The organism is Ohtaekwangia kribbensis (assembly GCF_042676245.1).
Taxonomy (GTDB): Bacteria; Bacteroidota; Bacteroidia; order Cytophagales; family Cyclobacteriaceae; genus Ohtaekwangia; species Ohtaekwangia kribbensis.
In genome coordinates this window covers 133,951-152,905 of sequence record NZ_JBHTKA010000014.1, presented here as the reverse complement: position 1 = coordinate 152,905, position 18,955 = coordinate 133,951, and the positions used below count along the sequence as shown (strand labels likewise).

Below are 18,955 nucleotides of genomic sequence, written 5' to 3'. Positions count from 1 at the left end.
CTTATATAGTGGTAGAGATTGCATGAGAAATACTACGGAATTCAGACTATATATGAATACTGCTGTTGCCAAACGATTTTATCTGAAACTATCCGCGTGATGTGATGGAAACGCCTGAGAATGGAATCTAAACAAAGAACGCACAGAGTACGCAGAGAAAAGACCCTCTCTATAAAAACTCTGCAACCCCGTGCGTAGACTTTCAATGTTTAAAGAAGCACAGCCTGCTTCTCTCTATTTCTTAAAAACGCACAGAACTCACAAAGAAAAGACCCTCTCTATAAAAACTCTGTGGCCCCGTGCGTAGACCTTTATTCTATTTCTACCGGCTGGTGGTATAGCTGATTAGGAATTTGTATTCTGAAGATTGTTCCTTCTCCTACTTTCGATTGAACTTCAATCTTTCCCTTCAGCCGTTCTATTGTATCTTTTACAATGAACAAACCTAAACCTGTTCCTTGTCCTTGATCGGTAGCGCGAAAGAACAAGTCGAATATTTTATCCAGGTAGGCTTGTGCTATACCTATGCCGTTATCTTCTATTCGAATATCACAAACTTCTTCCGTGATCAATGCTGCAATTTTGACGAATGGATTTTGCTTTTGCAAGTCCATGTACTTTATAGCGTTGGAAAGAATATTTGTGACTATAGTTTGTACTCTGACCTTATCTGATAATAACTCAACATCCCCCGCTATATTCCATACTATACTAACGGACCGATCGGGGTAAACATTTTTAAGGTTCTCTACTTCTTCTGAGAGAAGTTTTTCAAGGTCTATCCTTTCGCGCTGCAACGCCAGCTTCTCATTACGATAGAAATTATTCATTTCATCGATAAATGAATCCAGCCGCTGCAGGCTTTTCTTGATCAAACTTAGGTATTGCGCCTGCTCTTCGAAGGAGGCTTTCTCTGCTATTTTAACCAATCCGAGTGCCGACATGAGGGGGGCTTTCATATCGTGTGTGGTCTTATAGATAACCTGATCCAACTGTTGGTTCGAGCGGATCAGTTCCTGCTCACGTAATTTTTTCGGAGTAATATTATATAGCTTTAATACTAATCCCTGAGGTTCGTTCTGATCAAAGAGCTTCGTGACATTCACATCGAAGTAAACCTCGTGGTTGTTACCATCGGTGAATACAAATTCATCTGTTATATGATCTTCGCTTTTATGCAGACTGCTGGTCCACTTCAGCAATCTCTGCTGATCCACGAAGTCAAGAATACTCCGTCCTAGCAAGGAGGGTATTTCAACTCCCAGCACTTTGGTAACAGACGATGAAACATACCGGATGTGAAACAACCGGTCTATCACTATAAAAATGTCCTCAGAGTTTTCAACAAGCTCTCTGAACAGTTCTTCCCTACATTTCATTCTCCACAAGCAAGTAAAAAACCTGCTCTTTTGTTCCTGAACTACTAAATCAATATCGCCATGCTGCTTAGCTGGCTTGATATCTTAAGATTTGAACCATTAACCGTTGCCTGGTTTAATTCAAATTTCAATTTTCCATCTACTACTTTGAAGTTTATGCAACTTCCCTTCTGTCCTAAACCATTACCATCGGTTATGGTTAGAATAGACTTTCCTGCAGTTGTATTTTTAATGGTGTCGAAATCTTTGTTCTTTGATTTACCGACATACACTACCTGGCAATCAGAAGATTCGGCAGGTGAACTCAATTTCTTGATCACATACTTCTTGCTTCCTTTTGGCTTGCCATCGTACCACTGCTTGAGGGTATTGAAGACGTTGTCATCTCCGATAACTCCAACTACAAACTCACCAGCTTCACCTTCATTGGGCCACTGCACATACTTAATAAAGTTGTACAACATAGCTGCATGAATTTCATGGGGTGGCCTTTCCTGAGCTACACCCGTCCCGATCGTAATGAAGATCGAAAAAACTAACAAAATAGAGGTTCTCATAGATTAAGTTTATTTGGGCTCTTACTACTAAATCTATGAATTAATATGGAAAAAACCCCGAAGAGTAACCTCCGAGGCTTTCCAAACAACCCATTAAATCAATATCGCCATAGAGGAAAGCGAACCGGATACCTTCAGGTTAGATGCTTCGATAGCTTTCTGGTTCAATTCGAATTTAAGCTTGCTATCAACTGTCTTGAAGTTGATACCACTTCCTTTCTCTCCTAATCCGTTCTTATCCGTAATTACCAGGGTACCTTTACCCTTTACCTTTGAATTTACCGCATCAAACTCGCCACTTTTCGATTTGTCAATGTAAAGTACGTGACAATCACCTACTTCAGCAGCGGAGTTGAATTTCTTAATAACATATGTCTTAGATCCTCTTGGTTTACCACCATACCATTCAGTAAGCGTTTTGTAAACGTCATTGCTTCCAATTACACCTATTACAAACTCGCCACCAGTTGCCTGATCAGGCCACTGAACATAGCGGGTGAAATTGAAAACCATCATGGAATACACTTCGTGCATGGGCCGCTCTTGCGCCCGTAGGCTCCCCGTTATAAGAAGGAGGGCTACTGCAAGGGTACTTAATTTTCTCATAAAACTGTTGATAGGTTGTTGTTTGATGACACAAAGATAGATCAGCCCTAATAATTGGGGGATTCCCATATATGGGTTAACCTTATCGATGTAAGTTTTTTCCCAATGATTACTTAATATAGCGGAAATCGTGGCCCGCCTTTAACTGAAGTAGAAACTCATAAATGAGATTGATAACGTTTTCTACATCATCTTTGTGAACCATTTCAACTGTGGTATGCATATATTTAAGTGGTAATGAAATGAGTGCAGATGCTACTCCTTCTGCAGAATATGCAAAGGAGTCAGTATCAGTACCTGTAGAACGCGATACGGCCTGGCGCTGGAACGGAATCTTGCGCTTCTGGGCTGTTTCGATAACCATTTTAAGAACGTTGTTCTGCACTGCAGGACCGTAACAAACTACCGGACCGCTTCCGGCCTTCAGGTTACCACTCTCCTTTTTATTATACATAGGCGACTGCGTATCGTGCGTAACATCTGTACAGATAGCCAAATCCGGCTTCAGTCTGCGGGAAATCATTTCTGCTCCGCGTAAACCGATCTCCTCCTGTACAGCATTTACTATATATAGTCCAAATGGCAACTTCTTTTTGTTTTCGTGTAATCGGCGCGTTACCTCTGCGATCATATAGCCGCCCATGCGATTGTCCAGCGCACGACCTACGAGCCAGTTCTTATTCAGCTCCATCAGTTCATCTTCAAACGTTATCACGCAGCCTACGTGCACCCCCATATCTTCGACTTCTTTCTTGGAAGCGGCACCTATATCAATAAATATATTCTTTAATGAAGGAGCTTCCTCTTTAGCAGCATCGCGCACGTGTATAGCGGGCCAGCCGAATACACCTTTAATAACTCCTTTGTCTGTATGAATATTTACGCGCTTGGACGGTGCTATCTGATGATCTGATCCTCCATTTCTGCGCACATATATATAGCCATCTTCGGTAATATAGTTTACAAACCACGAGATCTCATCAGCATGCGCTTCGATAACAACTTTGTAAGATGCTTTCGGATTGATAATACCTACAGCTGTTCCGTATACATCTACCATGTGATCGTTGATATAGGGCTTTATATAATCAAGCCAGATTTGCTGTCCTGACGATTCGAAACCGGTTGGCGATGCATTGTTAAGATACTCGTAAAGAAATTGTTTGCTTTTCTTATCCATGGTCTGTTTAAAAATTTAAAGTTCTTAATACTATTAATTTAATAAGATGGTAATTCTACATTACCGCTATATATCTTCTTACTCCACTGCAGGTATATATTTCATCGCGACAACGCCTGCAACAGACTGGTTTATTATACTATACTATAGCTATACTTAATCAATGATACGCCTCGCTCCGCGAAACCGTTTTATATAGTAATCCGAAAAAATATTAGTCTCCACCACTCCCAGTGAAGAGGAAGCGTGAATAAATTTGACATTGTCTTTTGACTTCACATCAGTAACAAGACCTACGTGTGTTACCTTCCTCTTCTTTTTACCGGTTGCAAAGAACACCAGATCGCCCGGCTCAATGTCGTTCATCTTTTTTATTTCCTTGCCGATCTTGCTCTGATCTTCCGAGCTGCGTGGAAGTGATACATCGATGGCGCGAAAAGAATTGATAAGTAAACCGGAGCAATCCATACCCGATCGTGTTGTGCCTCCGTACTTATAGGGAGTACCTATAAATGTACGGGCCGTGTTGATCACTTTGTCCACTTGCTTATCCCTAACATTCACTTGTTTGTGAGAAGCACAAGAGAAAAAAAGTGTTGCTACCCCAGCGATTGTAAGAAGAAGCTTTTGATTAATTTTGAGTTGAAAAAATGGCTTCATAATCTAGCTTAAAAAGTAAAACAAATATACTGATTCATGGCATTTGCAGAAGTATCCACCGGCATCATTAGCGAATTTGAGGCCATTGTTGGCGAACAAAATGTAATTATTGACCCCGAAAAACGCTACAATTACTCACACGATGAGACTGAGGACTACTCGTTTCTTCCGGACGTAGTGCTTAAACCTGGCACTCCGGAAGAGATCAGCCAGATATTAAAACTCTGCAACAAACATCTGATTCCCGTAACACCTCGTGGTGGCGGAACCGGCTTGAGTGGCGGAGCACTGCCGATCAACAAAGGTGTTGTGATCTCGATGGAGCGCTTCAACAAGATCCTTGAGATTGATGAACTCAACCTACAGGCTACTGTTGAGCCGGGCGTGATCACAGAAATATTTCAGAATGCGGTTAAGGAGAAAGGTCTCTTCTATCCTCCAGACCCGGCAAGCCGCGGAACCTGTTTCATTGGCGGAAATGTATCGGAGAACAGTGGCGGTCCGAAAGCTGTGAAGTACGGTGTAACCCGCGACTATGTGTTGAATCTTGAAGTTGTGTTGCCAACCGGTGACATCATTTGGACTGGCGCGAACGTTCTGAAAAATTCAACCGGCTATAACCTTACACAGTTAATGTGTGGCAGCGAAGGCACACTGGGTATCATTACCAAAATTGTTTTCAAGCTGCGAGGTTTTCCTCAAAAATCAGTAACCCTGCTGATGCCCTTTGTTACCAACGAAGAAGCATGTAAAGCTATAGCAGAAATATTCAGAGCGGGAGTTCAACCTTCCGGGATGGAGTTCTTTGAACGCGAAGCTGCGATGAAGACGATCGATTATTGCGAGAAGATATATGCCGCGAAAGTAACAACACAGTTCCCGGAGAACATGGATGCATACCTGCTCTGCGAGTTGGATGGTAACGATGATGAAGTATTGATGCGCGATGCAGAGCGTGTGATGACAGTAGTAGAACAATTCCAGGTGGGAGAAATTCTATTCGCTGACACGGCTGCACAGAAAGAAGAGTTATGGAAAATCCGTAAGAATATATCTCCGGCTGTTAATGCGTACTCATTGACAAAATCAGAAGATGTAGTGGTGCCACGCGCGAATCTTCCGAAGCTGATTGTCGGTATAAAAGAGATCGGCAAAAAATTCGGATTCAATTCGGTATGCTACGGACACCTGGGCGATGGCAACCTTCACGTAAACGTAATGAAGGAACAGATCAACGATGAAGATTGGAATACCAAAGTAGTAGAAGGTATAGGCGAGATCTTTAAACTAACGGTAAGCTTGGGCGGCACACTATCAGGCGAGCACGGTATTGGCATTGCCAAAAAGCCGTATATGCCGATAGCCATGCGCGAAGCAAACCTGGTGGTGATGCGAGGTATAAAAAAAGCTTTTGATCCGAATGGTATATTAAATCCCGGTAAGATCTTTTAAACCCATACAATTTTAACACGAAAGTCCTGTTGTTATAGCTATATACTTCAGGACTTTTTTATTTCATACCGATATCATTTCTTTGCCTGCTTATGACGAACACCATTATTACCATACTCGTTATTGCCGCAGTTATTGTTGTGCTATATATACTCTTCAAAATCTTTAAACTTATTACGAGGATTCTCCTGATTGCTATCTTTTTGATTATAGCATACCTTACCAATCCCAGCCTGGAAAAGCATACATTGAAGGTGAAAGAGAAAGCAGAGAAAGACAACGTAAAGTTTCATAACAAGAGCGTTGCTGTCAGCGATTTTAAAATCTTCTCATTAACAAAAGTGGTTGATGGTGATGATGAGCGATTGGTTGGCGCAGGATTATTCACGCGGGTCTGGATCTTCCGCGCATTGGAATAAAGAAGTCTCTTTTACAACCTATACTCCGCTGATAAAAAATACCGATCGCGATTTCCATGCGTTTCATTAACTTCCGCTTAATTAAAAAAAACGCAACCATGAAATCACGTTTATCGATTGTCTTTGCCCTTGCCGTTCTCGTGGCGTGTCAGCCTAAAAAACAAGACGAACAACCCGATGCTCCCACCAATACTGCTGCGGATTCAGTATCAGAAACCGGTGGAGAGAATCATGTATCAAAAGCACAACACGCGGAAGGCTGGGTGTCTTTGTTTGATGGCAGAACTACAGAAGGATGGCACTTCTTTAAGAATAAAGAGAATAACAGCTGGGAAGTTAGCGAAGGCACGATTCACTGTAAACCCTTTGTTGAGAATGCAACCAACCATCGTTCTGACCTCACCTCTAACAAACAATACGAAAACTTTGAGCTCACTTTCGAGTGGAAGATATCAGCACAGGGAAATAGCGGTGTTATGTTCCGCGTAAGCGAAGATTTTGATGAGCCCTATGCTTCAGGTCCTGAATACCAAGTGATCGATGACGAAGGCTATCCGGGCGATCTGAAAGATGGTCAGTTAACCGGTGCCAACTACGATATGCACCCACCATCAGCGAAAGCAGCCAAGCCTGTAGGCGAATGGAATCAAAGTAAAATAATCGTTCAGGGAAATCACGTTGAACATTGGCTCAACAACACCAAGGTGGTTGAATATGAACTTGGATCAGAAGACTGGAACAAACGCAGAGCTGAAAGCAAGTGGAAAGATTTTCCGGGATATGGTTTAACCAAGAGTGGCTATATCGATCTGCAGGATCACGGCAACGAGGTATGGTATAAGAATATATTCATCAAACCGCTTAACAATCTTTAACCGGATATAGCGGATATATTATAGTATATATATAAAAGAAGTCATCGCAGATGTTGCTCGACCAAGATCAACCCTGCGATGACTTTATTTTTTTCAGATCGCTGCTTTTTTAAAAAGAAGCCGGACATTTCTGCCCGACTTCAACTACAACCAGACGCCCTGAAAGAAAAGGGGTATTTTTAGTGCCCGTTCGAAGTAGCGTACTCCGGAACGGTCTTCACTGTCTTAATAATACGTGCTGCTACTTTATATGGATCAGCAGCAGAGTTTGGTCTTCTGTCTTCCAACCAACCTTTCCAACCGTTATCAACAGTTGCAATAGGTATACGGATTGAAGCACCACGATCGGATACACCATACGAGAATCTATCGATTGATTGTGTCTCGTGTTTACCTGTTAAGCGCAGGTGGTTATCAGCACCGTAAACAGCAATGTGTTCTTTCACTACAGGAGCGAATGACTGACACACTCTGTCGTAAATTTCTTTTGAGCCTGCTTCTCTCAACAAGGAGTTAGAGAAGTTTGCGTGCATACCAGAACCGTTCCAGTCGGTTGCACCCAGCGGCTTGCAATGCCAGTTAATAGCAATACCATATTTCTCTGCAGTTCTTTCAAGCAGGTAGCGAGCAACCCAAACCTGATCGCCAGCAGCTTTCGCTCCTTTGGCAAACACCTGGAACTCCCACTGACCTGTAGCAACTTCTGCATTTATACCTTCTACATTTATACCTGCTTCGATGCAGTAGTCAAGATGCTCTTCTACAAGCTCGCGACCAAATGCATTCTTGGCACCAACAGAGCAATAGTAAGGACCTTGTGGTGCAGGGTATCCGCTTGAAGGGAACCCGAGAGGTTTGTTGGTTTCAGGATTCCACAGGAAGTACTCCTGCTCGAAGCCGAACCAGAAATCATTATCATCGTCATCGATCAATGCACGTCCGTTAGATGGGTGTGGTGTTCCATCCGGGCTCAATACTTCGTTCATTACGAGGTATGCATTTTTACGTGCAGGATCTGGAAATATAGCTACTGGTTTAAGTAAACAATCAGAAGAACCACCTGGAGCTTGTTCTGTAGAACTACCATCAAAGCACCAAACCGGGCAGCTTTCCAGTTTACCATCGAAATTCTTTACAATTTTAGTTTTGCTGCGAAGGCTTTGCGTAGGCACATAACCATCAAGCCAGATGTACTCTAATTTAGTCTTTGACATAGGGCGTTGTCGTTAAAGTTAATTGTTGTTTATAGTTTAAAATTTGTTTCGGTCTGTTGTTATACTTTACTATAGCCGGGTGATGTGCTCACCCGACTATAGTTGATTTTAAAATTTATATACTGCTGCCAATGTTAAAGTTGTCATCGCATCTTTTGCATCGCCATCCTTGTCTGTAAAAGAGTTTTCAGAAGTTTTATCAAATCTGATTTCCGGGATGATGGTAAGACCACCAACTTTATAGTTACCGGAAAGCGTTGCTGCCACAACATTACCATCGCCACTTGCATCTACACCGATCGGTGATGCCAACACGTGTCCTTTTGCTGTGGAGAAGTATTCACCGCGCAAACCGAGTGCAAATACATCCGACAATGTTAACTTCGGATATACTGCTACACCGAAGAAAGAAGTTGCATCGCCATCGATATCCACCACATCACCAGCTAATGTATAGCGCTCACCTGAAGCGATTGTCTGGTAAGAAGCATTTGCTCCCAGGAAAAATGCTTCGCTTAAAGTCCAACCGGTAGTGACATCTACTTGAAAGAGAGTTCCGGCAGAGCTTACCACGGTTCCGGTAAAGTCTTTTTCATCCAAAGTACCATCCTGATCTCCGTACAGAAGGTTTAACCAAATACCACCAGCATCTGTTGTCTTTCCAATCTGAGCACCCAATGTATAGGTGTTCACAGGATTGAATTCAAGCATATCGGTAGGGTTCATGATCGCTAACTTTGCTACACCACCGTCACCAAATGAGAAATCAGCGCGAAGACCAGTATGATTGAATGGTCCGTTTGAAAACAGGTATGATGTAGAGTAATTAACATTCACAGCCGGGGAGATCACTTCATAACCAACGAAGGTGTTGAACTGTCCCATGTTCAGTGTAACCGCATCTGATATTTTATAGTAAGCGTACATTTGGTTGATGATACGCTGGCCTGTATAAGAACCTACAGAAGCGTTGCTGTAAAACACAGCATCACGACCTCTTGGACCAAATACAACATCCGCAACAAAACCGGCTTTCTCACCCTGGTATGATGCAATCAGGTTAACCATACCCAATGAGAAGCCCTTGAGGTTTGCAAAAGCTGTTGTAGGTCCGTGTGTTCCAAATGCATCATTGGTAGCACCCAGTGACGTGTGCACATAAGTATCTACTGAACCAGACAAAGTAAATGTCTTGGTTGAGTCAGATTGGCTATATGCAGAGAACGAAAAAATCATTAGGGCTACAGTATATATAGTGCGTATATTTTTTGAATTCATCTTTTTGTAATGTGTTGGTTTAACATAAGGCCATAGTTATCCTGGGAGAGGTCTCTCACACCTCACACAAGGAATTTTAGTTTGCTGTCACCTTGTATAGACAGCTTGGGTCTCTAAATAGAATCGGGCAATTTCTTCAAGTACTTCCCTTGGATTGAGATGGGCAGTTTTTCATAAGGTTTAGGTTTTAGGTTTGGTTTGTTGAAATTGGTTAATGAGTCTATTTAGAGGCCGGTTTCCCGGCCTTCCGTTAAACAACTTTCTCTTTCAGCTCGCTGAAATCCATAGGGTATAGATTTTCACCATGCTGGCTGTAGTCTGAACCTACCTTCTTCTCTTCCGGAGTAATGCTTAGTCCGAAGATGAGGTCGGTAACTTTCAGAAGTACAAGTGCTCCAACAAATGAATAGGCTACTACCACTACAAGCGCCTTAAGGTGTACAATGAACAGTGTGGTTTCACCGAAAAATAAACCGTTACCCGTTGTGTTCGCTGCGTTAACAGCTACGTTAGCAAGTAAGCCGGTCATAACCATACCTACCGCTCCACCCACACCGTGGCAAGGGAACACATCAAGTGTATCTTCCAATGAAGTTTTAGATTTCCATGATACTACTATATTACTGATCAGTGCAGCGAACGTACCGATGAACAAGCTTGATGGAATGGTAACGAAACCTGCAGCAGGCGTAATCGCTACAAGACCTACAACAGCACCGATACAGAATCCAAGTGCAGATGGTTTTTTACCTCTTGTTGCATCGAACAGGATCCATGCAAGACCAGCAGCAGCAGAAGCTGTGTTTGTTGTAGCGAATGCTGAAGCAGCCAACGGACCAGCAGCTAATGCACTACCCGCGTTGAAACCAAACCAACCGAACCACAGTAAACCTGTACCTAACAATACGAATGGAATATTGGCAGGAGATATATGTGATTTAGCTTCACCTTTGTTACGCAGATATATAGATGCTGCAAGCGCTGCAAAACCAGCTGACATGTGTACAACAGTACCACCGGCAAAGTCAAGAACGCCCCACTTGAACAGGAAGCCTTCAGGGTGCCATGTCCAGTGTGCTAACGGTGCATATATTATCAAAGAGAACAGTACAAGGAAAAGTATATATGACTTGAAACGGATACGCTCAGCAAATGTACCTGTAATAAGCGCTGGAGTAATGATAGCAAACTTCAATTGGAAGAAAGCAAACAGAACCAGTGGAATAGTAGGCGCTAAAGACCAAGGCTTACCATCGAGGACATTCTGGAACATGAAGAACGAAGTAGGATCACCGATAAGTCCTAAACCGTTAACATCTGTACCAAATGCAAGGCTGAATCCAACCAGGATCCACAACACACTGATCACACCCATGGCGATGAAACTCTGCAACATGGTTGAGATAATGTTTTTGGTATCAATCATACCACCGTAGAAATACGCCAGGCCGGGTGTCATGAGCAACACCAGCGCTGTAGCCGCCAACATCCATGCAGTATCACCAGAGTTAATACCCTCGGTAACGATGGTTGTGGGTACTGACGGCATGAATACTGCCAGTATGCTTATCGCGATAAGCAAGACAAGAAAAATAACGGACTTTTTCATAGTTATTTAGTTATTAGGTTTAGATAAAGACGTCCAGCGTCATTTAACGGTATAAATTTTTTAACAATAGGGTAAAAATCAAACCACTTTTCAAAAAAAATTACAGAAATCGTTATAGATAGCCTTAAAATTTAACTGACTACGATCTTAATTCGTAATATTTCAAAAAACTACGGATATCAAAATATTGTTTTGACTACCAAACAACGAGTCGATTAAAATTTTTAGAATAATTGAATTTTTAACATTTTATTTCAATACGGACAAAAATAAAGGCCAGGTGTTTCCACCTGACCTCACTAAACAACCAGACGCCTGTCCGTTAAACTTGGCGTGACCGGAAGCTCTTAAATAAGAATTTTGCCGGGTTGTTCGTCAAAAAGGCAATAAGTACTTAGAAAGTTCAAATTTTGAATATGCTGGATTAATTTAGAACCATTTTTCGATAAAAATAGCAGAAATCGTTATAGCAATAATCAAAAATAACCCAATCACTCTTAAAGTTGATATTTTAACAACACTTTCAGGTTTGTTTTAACCGTGCGTTTCGAAAAGATCACATGAATTTCTTCCACCACCATTGAAAGACCACCAGTCCCCAGATGCGCGCGTGCGCATCGCCTGGGTTGGACGAGAACAGTTGCTGTTTCAACTTCTCAATCTCACTGTATTCAAAGATGCCCTGCGAATGGATAAACTCTTTTGACAAAAGATCATCTGTTATCAAAGACCTCATTTCATTTCTAAACCATTTCAACAACGGAACTTCAAAGCCTTTTTTAGGACGGTTGTATAGTTTTGCCGGAAGTATATCACGGAAAGCATCCTGAAGAATTCTCTTTCTATATTGAGAATTGATTTTATACTCGCCCGGCAAACTAAATACAAAATTGACAACTTCGTAATCGAGGAAGGGGACGCGTACTTCCAGCCCATTCGCCATGCTCATCAGGTCAACTTTAGTAAGCATGTCGTTTGGCAGCACGAGTAACATATCCGTTAACAGTATATCATTGATGCCAGCGTTATCGGGCAAATGTCGGAGGAGAGTATTCTTGCGTGCTGCAAATTCCTGATGCGAACTTTTCACTTTTATATCAGCATGCAGCATGGATAGCGCTTCATCATTATGCGCATACCCGGCCCAACGCCAGTAGCGATCTTTCGCAGATAGCTTCATACCTTCACTAAAGCGCAATAACTGACGAGCTTTGTTTGCCAACGGATTATTTCTGGACTGCGGCAGTACCTTCCATAACGGATGAAATGCTCCTACTAATTCTTCCTTAAATCCTTTATGAATAATGCGATTAAAAGCTGCATGTTTGTTATACCCGGCAAACATTTCGTCAGCACCATCTCCGGATAGGGCAACCGTTGCGTGCTTACGTGTCTCTTTGCTCAATATATATACTGCGATGGCGGATGAGTCTGCAAACGGTTCATCGATATAATCAAGCACAGCATTTACGTGTGCATAAAGATCATTGTTGGTGAGTGAGAAAACGGTGTGCTCGGTTTTAAAATGCTTCGCGACCAACCGGGCATATTCTGTTTCATCAAAAAAACTTTCGTCTTTAAATCCGATGGAAAAAGTGTGCAGGTCGGGTTTATGTTTGCTGGCCAATGCTGTAACCACAGAAGAATCAATACCTCCGCTGAGAAAAGCGCCGAGCGGCACATCAGCAACCAATCTTCGTTGTACAGATTCTTCCAGTAACTGTTTTAGCCTGATTTGTGCATCCTGGTAAGAAATTGTATTTCGTTCGGACTCTTCGCGGTTATAAGGTATATCATAGTATGATTGAATATCCATCTTCTGCCGCGATACCTTCATATAGTGTCCCGGCATCAGTTTCTTTACATTCTGAAAAATTGAATCGGGAGCCGGAATATAGTTTAACTGAAGATAAATATGGAGCGAATTATAGTCGACAGTCTTCTCAATACCATATTCCAAAATAGATTTCATCTCGGATGCAAACAGAAACTTATCTTCATCAAAGAGATATAGCAGTGGTTTGATGCCGAAACGATCGCGCGCCAAAAAGAAAGTTTTCTCTTGGCGATCATATACACAGAACGAAAAAAATCCGTTAAGCTTTGAAAGACATTTCTCTTTCTGATCGATATATAGATTGAGTAATACTTCTGTATCGGAATGAGAGAAGAACGGGTAGCCCTTCCGTTCAAGCTCTTGCTTCAGCGATTGAAAATTAAAAATCTCACCGTTGAAGACAATGCAATAGCGTTTGCTCTCATCCCACATAGGCTGATGTGCCACAGCCGTTGTATCAATGATCGACAATCTGCGATGACCAAGACCAACCCATTCGTCATGATAAACATCCTGATAATCGGGACCACGTTTTTGTATAGCCTGTGTGGCATTGCTGATTTGTATCTTATTGAATTTACCTACGAGGTTGAATGCAAAAATTCCCGTTATACCACACATGAACTTCTGTGAATTGATTTCCGAAAGTTAATGGTTTACAAAATATCTTAATTATTTTTCCGCATGCAAGAAAGTAATATAGTTCACCTACCCTTCCATTCGAGTAAGCAGGAGCTTTCTATGGGCATTGAGCTGGAGCTGCAGGTTCTTGATCAAAAAAATCTTTTATTAACACCACGTGCTGCCGAGATCATTGAATTAATAAAGCACGATGCTTTTAAACAAGAGTTCTTTCAAAGCACGATTGAAATTATTACTGGCGTTTGCAGCGATGTGCAGGTTGCAGAACAAGATTTAAAACATTCACTTCAAAAAGCACGACACGCAACATCTCAACTTGGATTAACGCTTGCCTCCACCGGCACGCATCCTTTAGCAGATTATCGCGACCGACTGGTTACACCATCACCACGCTATCACGAATTGATTGATCGCAACCAGTGGCTTATACGCAGAATGGCCGTATACGGTATGCACATTCACCTGGGTATGAAATCAGGCGAAGATTGTATTCGCTTCAATTATTTTTTCATGCACGTGCTGCCACATATACTCTCGCTTTCGGGAAGTTCTCCGTTCTGGCAAGGCATGTATACCGGCTTGTCATCGTGCCGACCTACAACATACGAAGCGTTGCCTACTGCGGGTATGCCGTATCTTGTTAAAGACTGGAAAGAATTTCAGAAGCTATATCATTTTTTACTCCGCTCCAAAGCGATTCAAAGTATGAAGGATCTCTGGTGGGATATACGACCGAGCCCACAGATCGGAACGCTTGAACTTCGCTTCTGCGATGAACCAGCAACTCTCACGGAGGTGTTAGGTATAGCTTCGTTTGTTCACGCACTGGCGCATTGGTTTCGCGATCACCAGGAAGAATGGACAAAATCACACACACCATTAAAGCGATGGATCTTCCGTGAAAATAAATGGAGAGCCATGCGCTACGGACTTGATGCAGAAATTGTAACGAGTAAAAACGGAAAGACAACGCTGCTACGCAAGGACATTAAAAACTGGTTACGCCTTGTGGAGCCTTATATCAAGCAATTGAATTACGGACAATATATATCTGTGATTGAAAATATTATTAAGAAAGGAAACAGCTCAGACCGCCAGCATCGCGTGTTCGAAAAAACAAGCGACCTGATGGAAGTTGTGAAGCTGAATGTTTCAGAATTTGAAAGCGAAATTCCGAACTGGAATTTTTAATGACTCGTTGCAGTACCGGTAAAGAGTATAATTTCATGCTCCATCTTTTCGCGGTCGCGCCAGTAATTACGACTGTATACCATGCGGTAACTCCAGTTCTTTTGCGCTAGCAATAAAGGTGTGTAGGCATGTGCCTCTTTTACCGATTGACTTTGATGATAGCGGGCGTCATCGGTTAGTAAAATACCGAGGTAATTATCTCGTTGCTTTACGCTGATATCGGAGAATGGCAACGCGTTTGTCTCGAATGAAAATTCGTTCAAACGCGATGTACTCCATTTTTGTAAATGATTTTTTAAATACCAGTGTGTGCGTTCACCATCAAGTGATGTGATCTGTGGTTTGAATCTCCGCTGATCTACATCACGGGCAAACGTGAGATACTCTTTTAATAAACGCGGTCCGTCATTTCTGGAATCGTCCGTCTTCAACTGTTCAGGCCATATACTGCTTACGAGAACTATTTTTTCCCGCGCGCGCGTAACCGCCACGTTGAGTCGATTCTCTCCGCCGGTAGCATTCAGGCTTCCAAACAACATCATCATTTTTCCTTTTTTATCCGGTGCATAGCCGATGGAGAAAATGATAATATCTTTTTCATCACCCTGCACATTTTCAATATTCTTCACAAAAAGTGTTGAAGGTAAAGATATACCGGCCTGTACAGCTGCTGCCTCCAGTAAATCAAGAATCAACATTTGTTGAAGTGCATTGAATGTAACGACACCAATCTCTTTTCGAGGATATGTCTTTAACAGGTTCATTACTTTCTCAACAACACTTGCAGCCTCCACCGGGTTAGTCTGGTTGTCCCATATACCATCTACTTTTATATACTCGATGGCAGGTTCATGCTGGTTCATCACATGCTTATCGGGCAGTAACTGGAGTCTTCCTTCATAAAAATGCTTATTCGAAAAATCGATCAGTTCGAGTGACTTACTTCTATAGTGACCTTGCAGGTGTACGGTAGATACATATCGTTCCACCAGTTCCAGCACGGAGTCAACTTCAAGCTCCGGTTCATCACGGTCATCTTCCCAACGCACCTGGTACATTTCATTCGGACGAAGCTGCTTGTTATCTCCCGCCACTATAATTTGTTTGCCCCTATACATGGAAGGTATACCACGCTCGGCAAAACACTGCGATGCTTCATCGAAGATCACCACATCAAACAGCTCCATCATTGGAAATATAGCCGACACCGATTCGGGTGAAGCCATCCAGCAAGGTATAAGTTTAAAGAGCTCTTCCTGAAAATCCGTTATCACTTTGCGCATCGGCCATACCTTTTTCTTCTTGCTTACCTGGTGATACAGGTCGCGGTATGTAATGCGGTTATTCAACCGGTTATATTCTATACCTTCGTATACCAATTCGCGCGCGCGAACCAGTAAAATTTCTTCACTTAGTTTTTGTTTCTCAACCACCAGTTGCTGTATCTCGGTTTCCATCGCATCCATCTTCATGGTAGATACCGCGCGCAACACAGGATATTTAGTTTCAATGTGATCGATCCACGCGAGACGCAAACTGTTCTGGAATAAATTTTCCATCGAAGCAGCATCCCAGTCTTTCAGGTGATCATTCAATCTTTCAATCACTTCTTTCTCGTATGGCCGTAGTCCTGCTTTCAGTTTATCATAAGCACACAAGTTATCGAAATCGCGTTTCAGCGTTTGTATATACTCACTCTCCAGCGAAGGCTCCTGCACCAGGTGTCTGTATTGATACAGCGACACGTAATGCATCCACGCTGTTTTTCTGACAGGTATACCGCTCACTGCTTTCAGCAACTGCTGAAGCAAATCGATAAACTCTTTTCGCGATAGTCCTTGTACATTAATTGACTTGTTTACTTCGCGTAGCGAGTTAAAAACAAGCTTGGCACGTACTGCAAACTTTTTACGCTTAAACCATTTTTTTAGATTGTCAGCATTGTAATCGCCTGGCACTTCTTTCAACCAGATCTTCGTACGAAGCGCCGTAAGATGATGCTCCAGATTTAAACGACTATCAATGCGCTGCTCGAGTACGTTCAGTCCAATCTTGTTATAGGCAAGACCATTGGCTACCAGTACACGCTTTACGAGGTATTTATTTTCAGAGAAGAATTCCCATCGCGCCATACGTATCAGGTTTGTGCGCGCATCTACACGTTGCTGTAGCGCTTCCTGTACTTTTCCAAGTTGATCGCTTACGATGGTTGTCTCCGGTCCTTCTTCCTGAAAACAGTTTAATATAACGCGCTCCATGTTAGCAAGCCACAGTAAACTGGTTTCATCATCAGTCTCCTGCATCATGGCCTGAAAGTACCGATAGGTTTCTTCATCTTTCAGTATGCTGATCATCCCGAGAATTTCATCTTCACGGAAATAAAATGACTCAGCATTTTCAAGATTGATGGATATTCCGATCAGCCTGAAAACTTCTTCTGAAACTTGTTTCTGATATTGAACAATGTCGTGAACAGTCTTCTCAATTTCTTTCTGATCAGCGTACTGAAAATCTGCGAATGATTTTCGTTCGCGCCATATATAGTTTTCGCCTTCAAACCATGCAGCATAGTTTGCATACATTTTGAGTGTGCGCGAAAAATCAGGTAGTTCGGAAAAAGTAAAATAGTGATACTCCTGCTTGATGTTCATGGAGGGAGCATACGGATCGGACGTGAGGTATAATTCTTTTACAGGCACACCACACTCACCGTCATGATATAGCGCGCTTCTGAACTCTTCCAGTTCTTCCGTGATCTGATCTATTCTGCGACTTACCTGGAAAAATCTCCGCTCGGTTTGAATTACATCAACACCACGGTTCTTTGTTTTATAGTCATCTATACTATCAATCTGCCGCGCGATTTTGGCAAAAATTTCCTTGCGATCATTTCTGAAATCGTGAATGAGACCGAGAAAGTCATGCAGGTTTATATCGTGTAGTCTGTTATATACTACATCCAGCGCGGCACGTTTCTGGCATACGAGTAATGCTTTTTTACCAGATGCCATAGCATCTGCCAGAAGATTACAGATGAGTTGAGATTTGCCTGTGCCGGGAGGCCCCTGCACTACTACCGACTTACCAACTTTAACAGATTTAATAGCACTCTCCTGGTGAGCATCTAACAGGAAAGGAGTAAATATTTTTTCTTCGCTGATGCGCACATCAGCAACTTGCTGCGATTTACCAGTAAAGAAATCCTCAAGGTCGCGAATAGATTCCTTCTCCAGCAGGTATTGATAATCTGGGACTAGCTGAGAACCTGCCTGCGGAAATATACCCAGTACGGCTTCCGGGTATAATTTGATCTCACCGTTTTTATGCGATGCATCAAAGGCATCTTTCTTGAACTCCTGAAACGGAATCAATTCATCTCGAAAGTTATCGGGGTTGAAGTTGATCTCGATCTTATCTTTGATGAGCTGATAAAGTTGTGTACGAAAAACAGTACTGTCTTTATCAAAGTCATCGAAGGTTGTATCGGTTAACGATTCATCCAGTTTTACTTTGTTATATAGCGAGTAAGCGAGTAAAAATGTTTTGTTGAATGTGATACCTGCATCTTCGCGCGGTTCAAGCACCCAATGCTGTCCTGATTGGACAATGGATACCGGGAAGAATAGCAATGGACAACGCACCATGGTGCCGTCCGAAAATTTACCATGAACAAACGGCCAACCTACGTGGAGATCATTGGAGCCTCGCTCTTCATATATAAAGCGGTCGATGCGCTGCAGGTTCTTGATCTTGCGGCTTGCTTCGTTGTTTGCTTCCAGGCGACTGTCCAGTACCTGACAAAGTTTTTTATTGCGACCGGCAATCAGTCCGTTGATAATTTCGAAGGATCGCTCGTTGTTCAGAAAACTTAATTCATGCACATCCATTAATTGCTCTGCAGGCAACCGGAATAAAAGCAATGAACGGCTGTTGCCGGTAAGGTTGGTAAGCCTGCGCAGGTAAGTTCGAAGAATGTGTTTTGTATTTTCTGACATGTACCGATCAATCAGTAAAAGTTAAACATTATGAGCATCAGTTGTGATATATATCGTGAAG

The 18,955-nt window shown here is 42.4% G+C and carries 14 protein-coding genes; 4 read left to right on the top strand and 10 right to left on the bottom strand.

The genetic code is table 11. The features are described 5' to 3' along the window. Positions 1 to 311: 311 nt before the first annotated feature. From ACFQ21_RS26540 to ACFQ21_RS26520, 5 genes are all read right to left on the bottom strand, one after another. Positions 312 to 1,379, bottom strand: coding sequence for a PAS domain-containing sensor histidine kinase (locus ACFQ21_RS26540; protein WP_377584788.1), 1,068 nt, complete (start codon positions 1,377 to 1,379; stop codon positions 312 to 314). A gap of 44 nt (positions 1,380 to 1,423) precedes the next feature. Continuing rightward, entirely contained in the window at positions 1,424 to 1,936 is a 513-nt protein-coding gene (locus ACFQ21_RS26535; RefSeq protein WP_377584785.1) for a YfiR family protein, read from the bottom strand. 93 nt (positions 1,937 to 2,029) lie between these two features. Further along, positions 2,030 to 2,542 carry a YfiR family protein gene (locus ACFQ21_RS26530; protein ID WP_377584782.1) on the bottom strand — a complete coding sequence of 171 codons (513 nt, stop codon included), beginning with the start codon at positions 2,540 to 2,542 and terminating at the stop codon, positions 2,030 to 2,032. Positions 2,543 to 2,651: 109 nt separating this feature from the next. Beyond that, a complete protein-coding gene (locus ACFQ21_RS26525) occupies positions 2,652 to 3,722 on the bottom strand; it encodes a M42 family metallopeptidase (protein ID WP_377584780.1) in 1,071 nt (356 codons plus the stop codon). A 156-nt stretch (positions 3,723 to 3,878) separates the two neighbouring features. Then, positions 3,879 to 4,286, bottom strand: a complete 408-nt coding sequence (locus tag ACFQ21_RS26520; RefSeq protein ID WP_377584777.1) for a C40 family peptidase — start codon at positions 4,284 to 4,286, stop codon at positions 3,879 to 3,881. Positions 4,287 to 4,418: 132 nt separating this feature from the next. Here ACFQ21_RS26520 and ACFQ21_RS26515 point away from each other — a divergent pair, with 132 nt between their 5' ends. The 3 genes from ACFQ21_RS26515 (at position 4,419) to ACFQ21_RS26505 (ending at position 7,128) form a co-directional block, all read left to right on the top strand. Beyond that, positions 4,419 to 5,834: an FAD-binding oxidoreductase gene (locus tag ACFQ21_RS26515; RefSeq protein WP_377584774.1), complete on the top strand. Its 1,416-nt coding sequence runs from the start codon at positions 4,419 to 4,421 to the stop codon at positions 5,832 to 5,834. 92 nt (positions 5,835 to 5,926) lie between these two features. Further along, positions 5,927 to 6,253, top strand: a complete 327-nt coding sequence (locus ACFQ21_RS26510) for a hypothetical protein (protein WP_377584772.1) — start codon at positions 5,927 to 5,929, stop codon at positions 6,251 to 6,253. Between the two features lie 98 nt (positions 6,254 to 6,351). Then, on the top strand, positions 6,352 to 7,128 hold the full coding sequence (locus ACFQ21_RS26505) for a 3-keto-disaccharide hydrolase (RefSeq protein WP_377584769.1): 777 nt from the start codon (positions 6,352 to 6,354) through the stop codon (positions 7,126 to 7,128). 179 nt (positions 7,129 to 7,307) lie between these two features. Here ACFQ21_RS26505 and ACFQ21_RS26500 read toward each other — a convergent pair whose 3' ends face one another. The 4 genes from ACFQ21_RS26500 to asnB form a co-directional block, all read right to left on the bottom strand. Beyond that, positions 7,308 to 8,342 carry a glutamine synthetase beta-grasp domain-containing protein gene (locus ACFQ21_RS26500; RefSeq protein ID WP_377584766.1) on the bottom strand — a complete coding sequence of 345 codons (1,035 nt, stop codon included), beginning with the start codon at positions 8,340 to 8,342 and terminating at the stop codon, positions 7,308 to 7,310. Positions 8,343 to 8,450: 108 nt separating this feature from the next. After that, on the bottom strand, positions 8,451 to 9,620 hold the full coding sequence (locus ACFQ21_RS26495) for an outer membrane beta-barrel protein (protein ID WP_377584763.1): 1,170 nt from the start codon (positions 9,618 to 9,620) through the stop codon (positions 8,451 to 8,453). 250 nt (positions 9,621 to 9,870) lie between these two features. Then, positions 9,871 to 11,229: an ammonium transporter gene (locus tag ACFQ21_RS26490; RefSeq protein WP_377584760.1), complete on the bottom strand. Its 1,359-nt coding sequence runs from the start codon at positions 11,227 to 11,229 to the stop codon at positions 9,871 to 9,873. A gap of 556 nt (positions 11,230 to 11,785) precedes the next feature. Next, on the bottom strand, positions 11,786 to 13,687 hold the full coding sequence (gene asnB, locus ACFQ21_RS26485) for an asparagine synthase (glutamine-hydrolyzing) (protein ID WP_377584756.1): 1,902 nt from the start codon (positions 13,685 to 13,687) through the stop codon (positions 11,786 to 11,788). 63 nt (positions 13,688 to 13,750) lie between these two features. Between asnB and ACFQ21_RS26480 the strand changes: the two genes are divergently transcribed. Next, positions 13,751 to 14,899, top strand: coding sequence for a carboxylate-amine ligase (locus tag ACFQ21_RS26480; protein WP_377584754.1), 1,149 nt, complete (start codon positions 13,751 to 13,753; stop codon positions 14,897 to 14,899). Here ACFQ21_RS26480 and ACFQ21_RS26475 read toward each other — a convergent pair. Beyond that, positions 14,896 to 18,894, bottom strand: coding sequence for an AAA domain-containing protein (locus tag ACFQ21_RS26475; RefSeq protein WP_377584751.1), 3,999 nt, complete (start codon positions 18,892 to 18,894; stop codon positions 14,896 to 14,898). The two genes, ACFQ21_RS26480 and ACFQ21_RS26475, sit on opposite strands and share 4 nt — an antisense overlap. Positions 18,895 to 18,955: the final 61 nt, after the last annotated feature.

What these genes read in the sequence shown, in the direction of transcription:
- ACFQ21_RS26540 (WP_377584788.1), bottom strand. Translation starts at nt 1,379, where the DNA reads ATGAAATGTAGGGAAGAACTGTTCAGAGAGCTTGTTGAAAACTCTGAG.
- ACFQ21_RS26535 (WP_377584785.1), bottom strand. Translation starts at nt 1,936, where the DNA reads ATGAGAACCTCTATTTTGTTAGTTTTTTCGATCTTCATTACGATCGGG.
- ACFQ21_RS26530 (WP_377584782.1), bottom strand. Translation starts at nt 2,542, where the DNA reads ATGAGAAAATTAAGTACCCTTGCAGTAGCCCTCCTTCTTATAACGGGG.
- ACFQ21_RS26525 (WP_377584780.1), bottom strand. Translation starts at nt 3,722, where the DNA reads ATGGATAAGAAAAGCAAACAATTTCTTTACGAGTATCTTAACAATGCA.
- ACFQ21_RS26515 (WP_377584774.1), top strand. Translation starts at nt 4,419, where the DNA reads ATGGCATTTGCAGAAGTATCCACCGGCATCATTAGCGAATTTGAGGCC.
- ACFQ21_RS26510 (WP_377584772.1), top strand. Translation starts at nt 5,927, where the DNA reads ATGACGAACACCATTATTACCATACTCGTTATTGCCGCAGTTATTGTT.
- ACFQ21_RS26505 (WP_377584769.1), top strand. Translation starts at nt 6,352, where the DNA reads ATGAAATCACGTTTATCGATTGTCTTTGCCCTTGCCGTTCTCGTGGCG.
- ACFQ21_RS26500 (WP_377584766.1), bottom strand. Translation starts at nt 8,342, where the DNA reads ATGTCAAAGACTAAATTAGAGTACATCTGGCTTGATGGTTATGTGCCT.
- ACFQ21_RS26495 (WP_377584763.1), bottom strand. Translation starts at nt 9,620, where the DNA reads ATGAATTCAAAAAATATACGCACTATATATACTGTAGCCCTAATGATT.
- ACFQ21_RS26490 (WP_377584760.1), bottom strand. Translation starts at nt 11,229, where the DNA reads ATGAAAAAGTCCGTTATTTTTCTTGTCTTGCTTATCGCGATAAGCATA.
- asnB (WP_377584756.1), bottom strand. Translation starts at nt 13,687, where the DNA reads ATGTGTGGTATAACGGGAATTTTTGCATTCAACCTCGTAGGTAAATTC.
- ACFQ21_RS26480 (WP_377584754.1), top strand. Translation starts at nt 13,751, where the DNA reads ATGCAAGAAAGTAATATAGTTCACCTACCCTTCCATTCGAGTAAGCAG.
- ACFQ21_RS26475 (WP_377584751.1), bottom strand. Translation starts at nt 18,894, where the DNA reads ATGTCAGAAAATACAAAACACATTCTTCGAACTTACCTGCGCAGGCTT.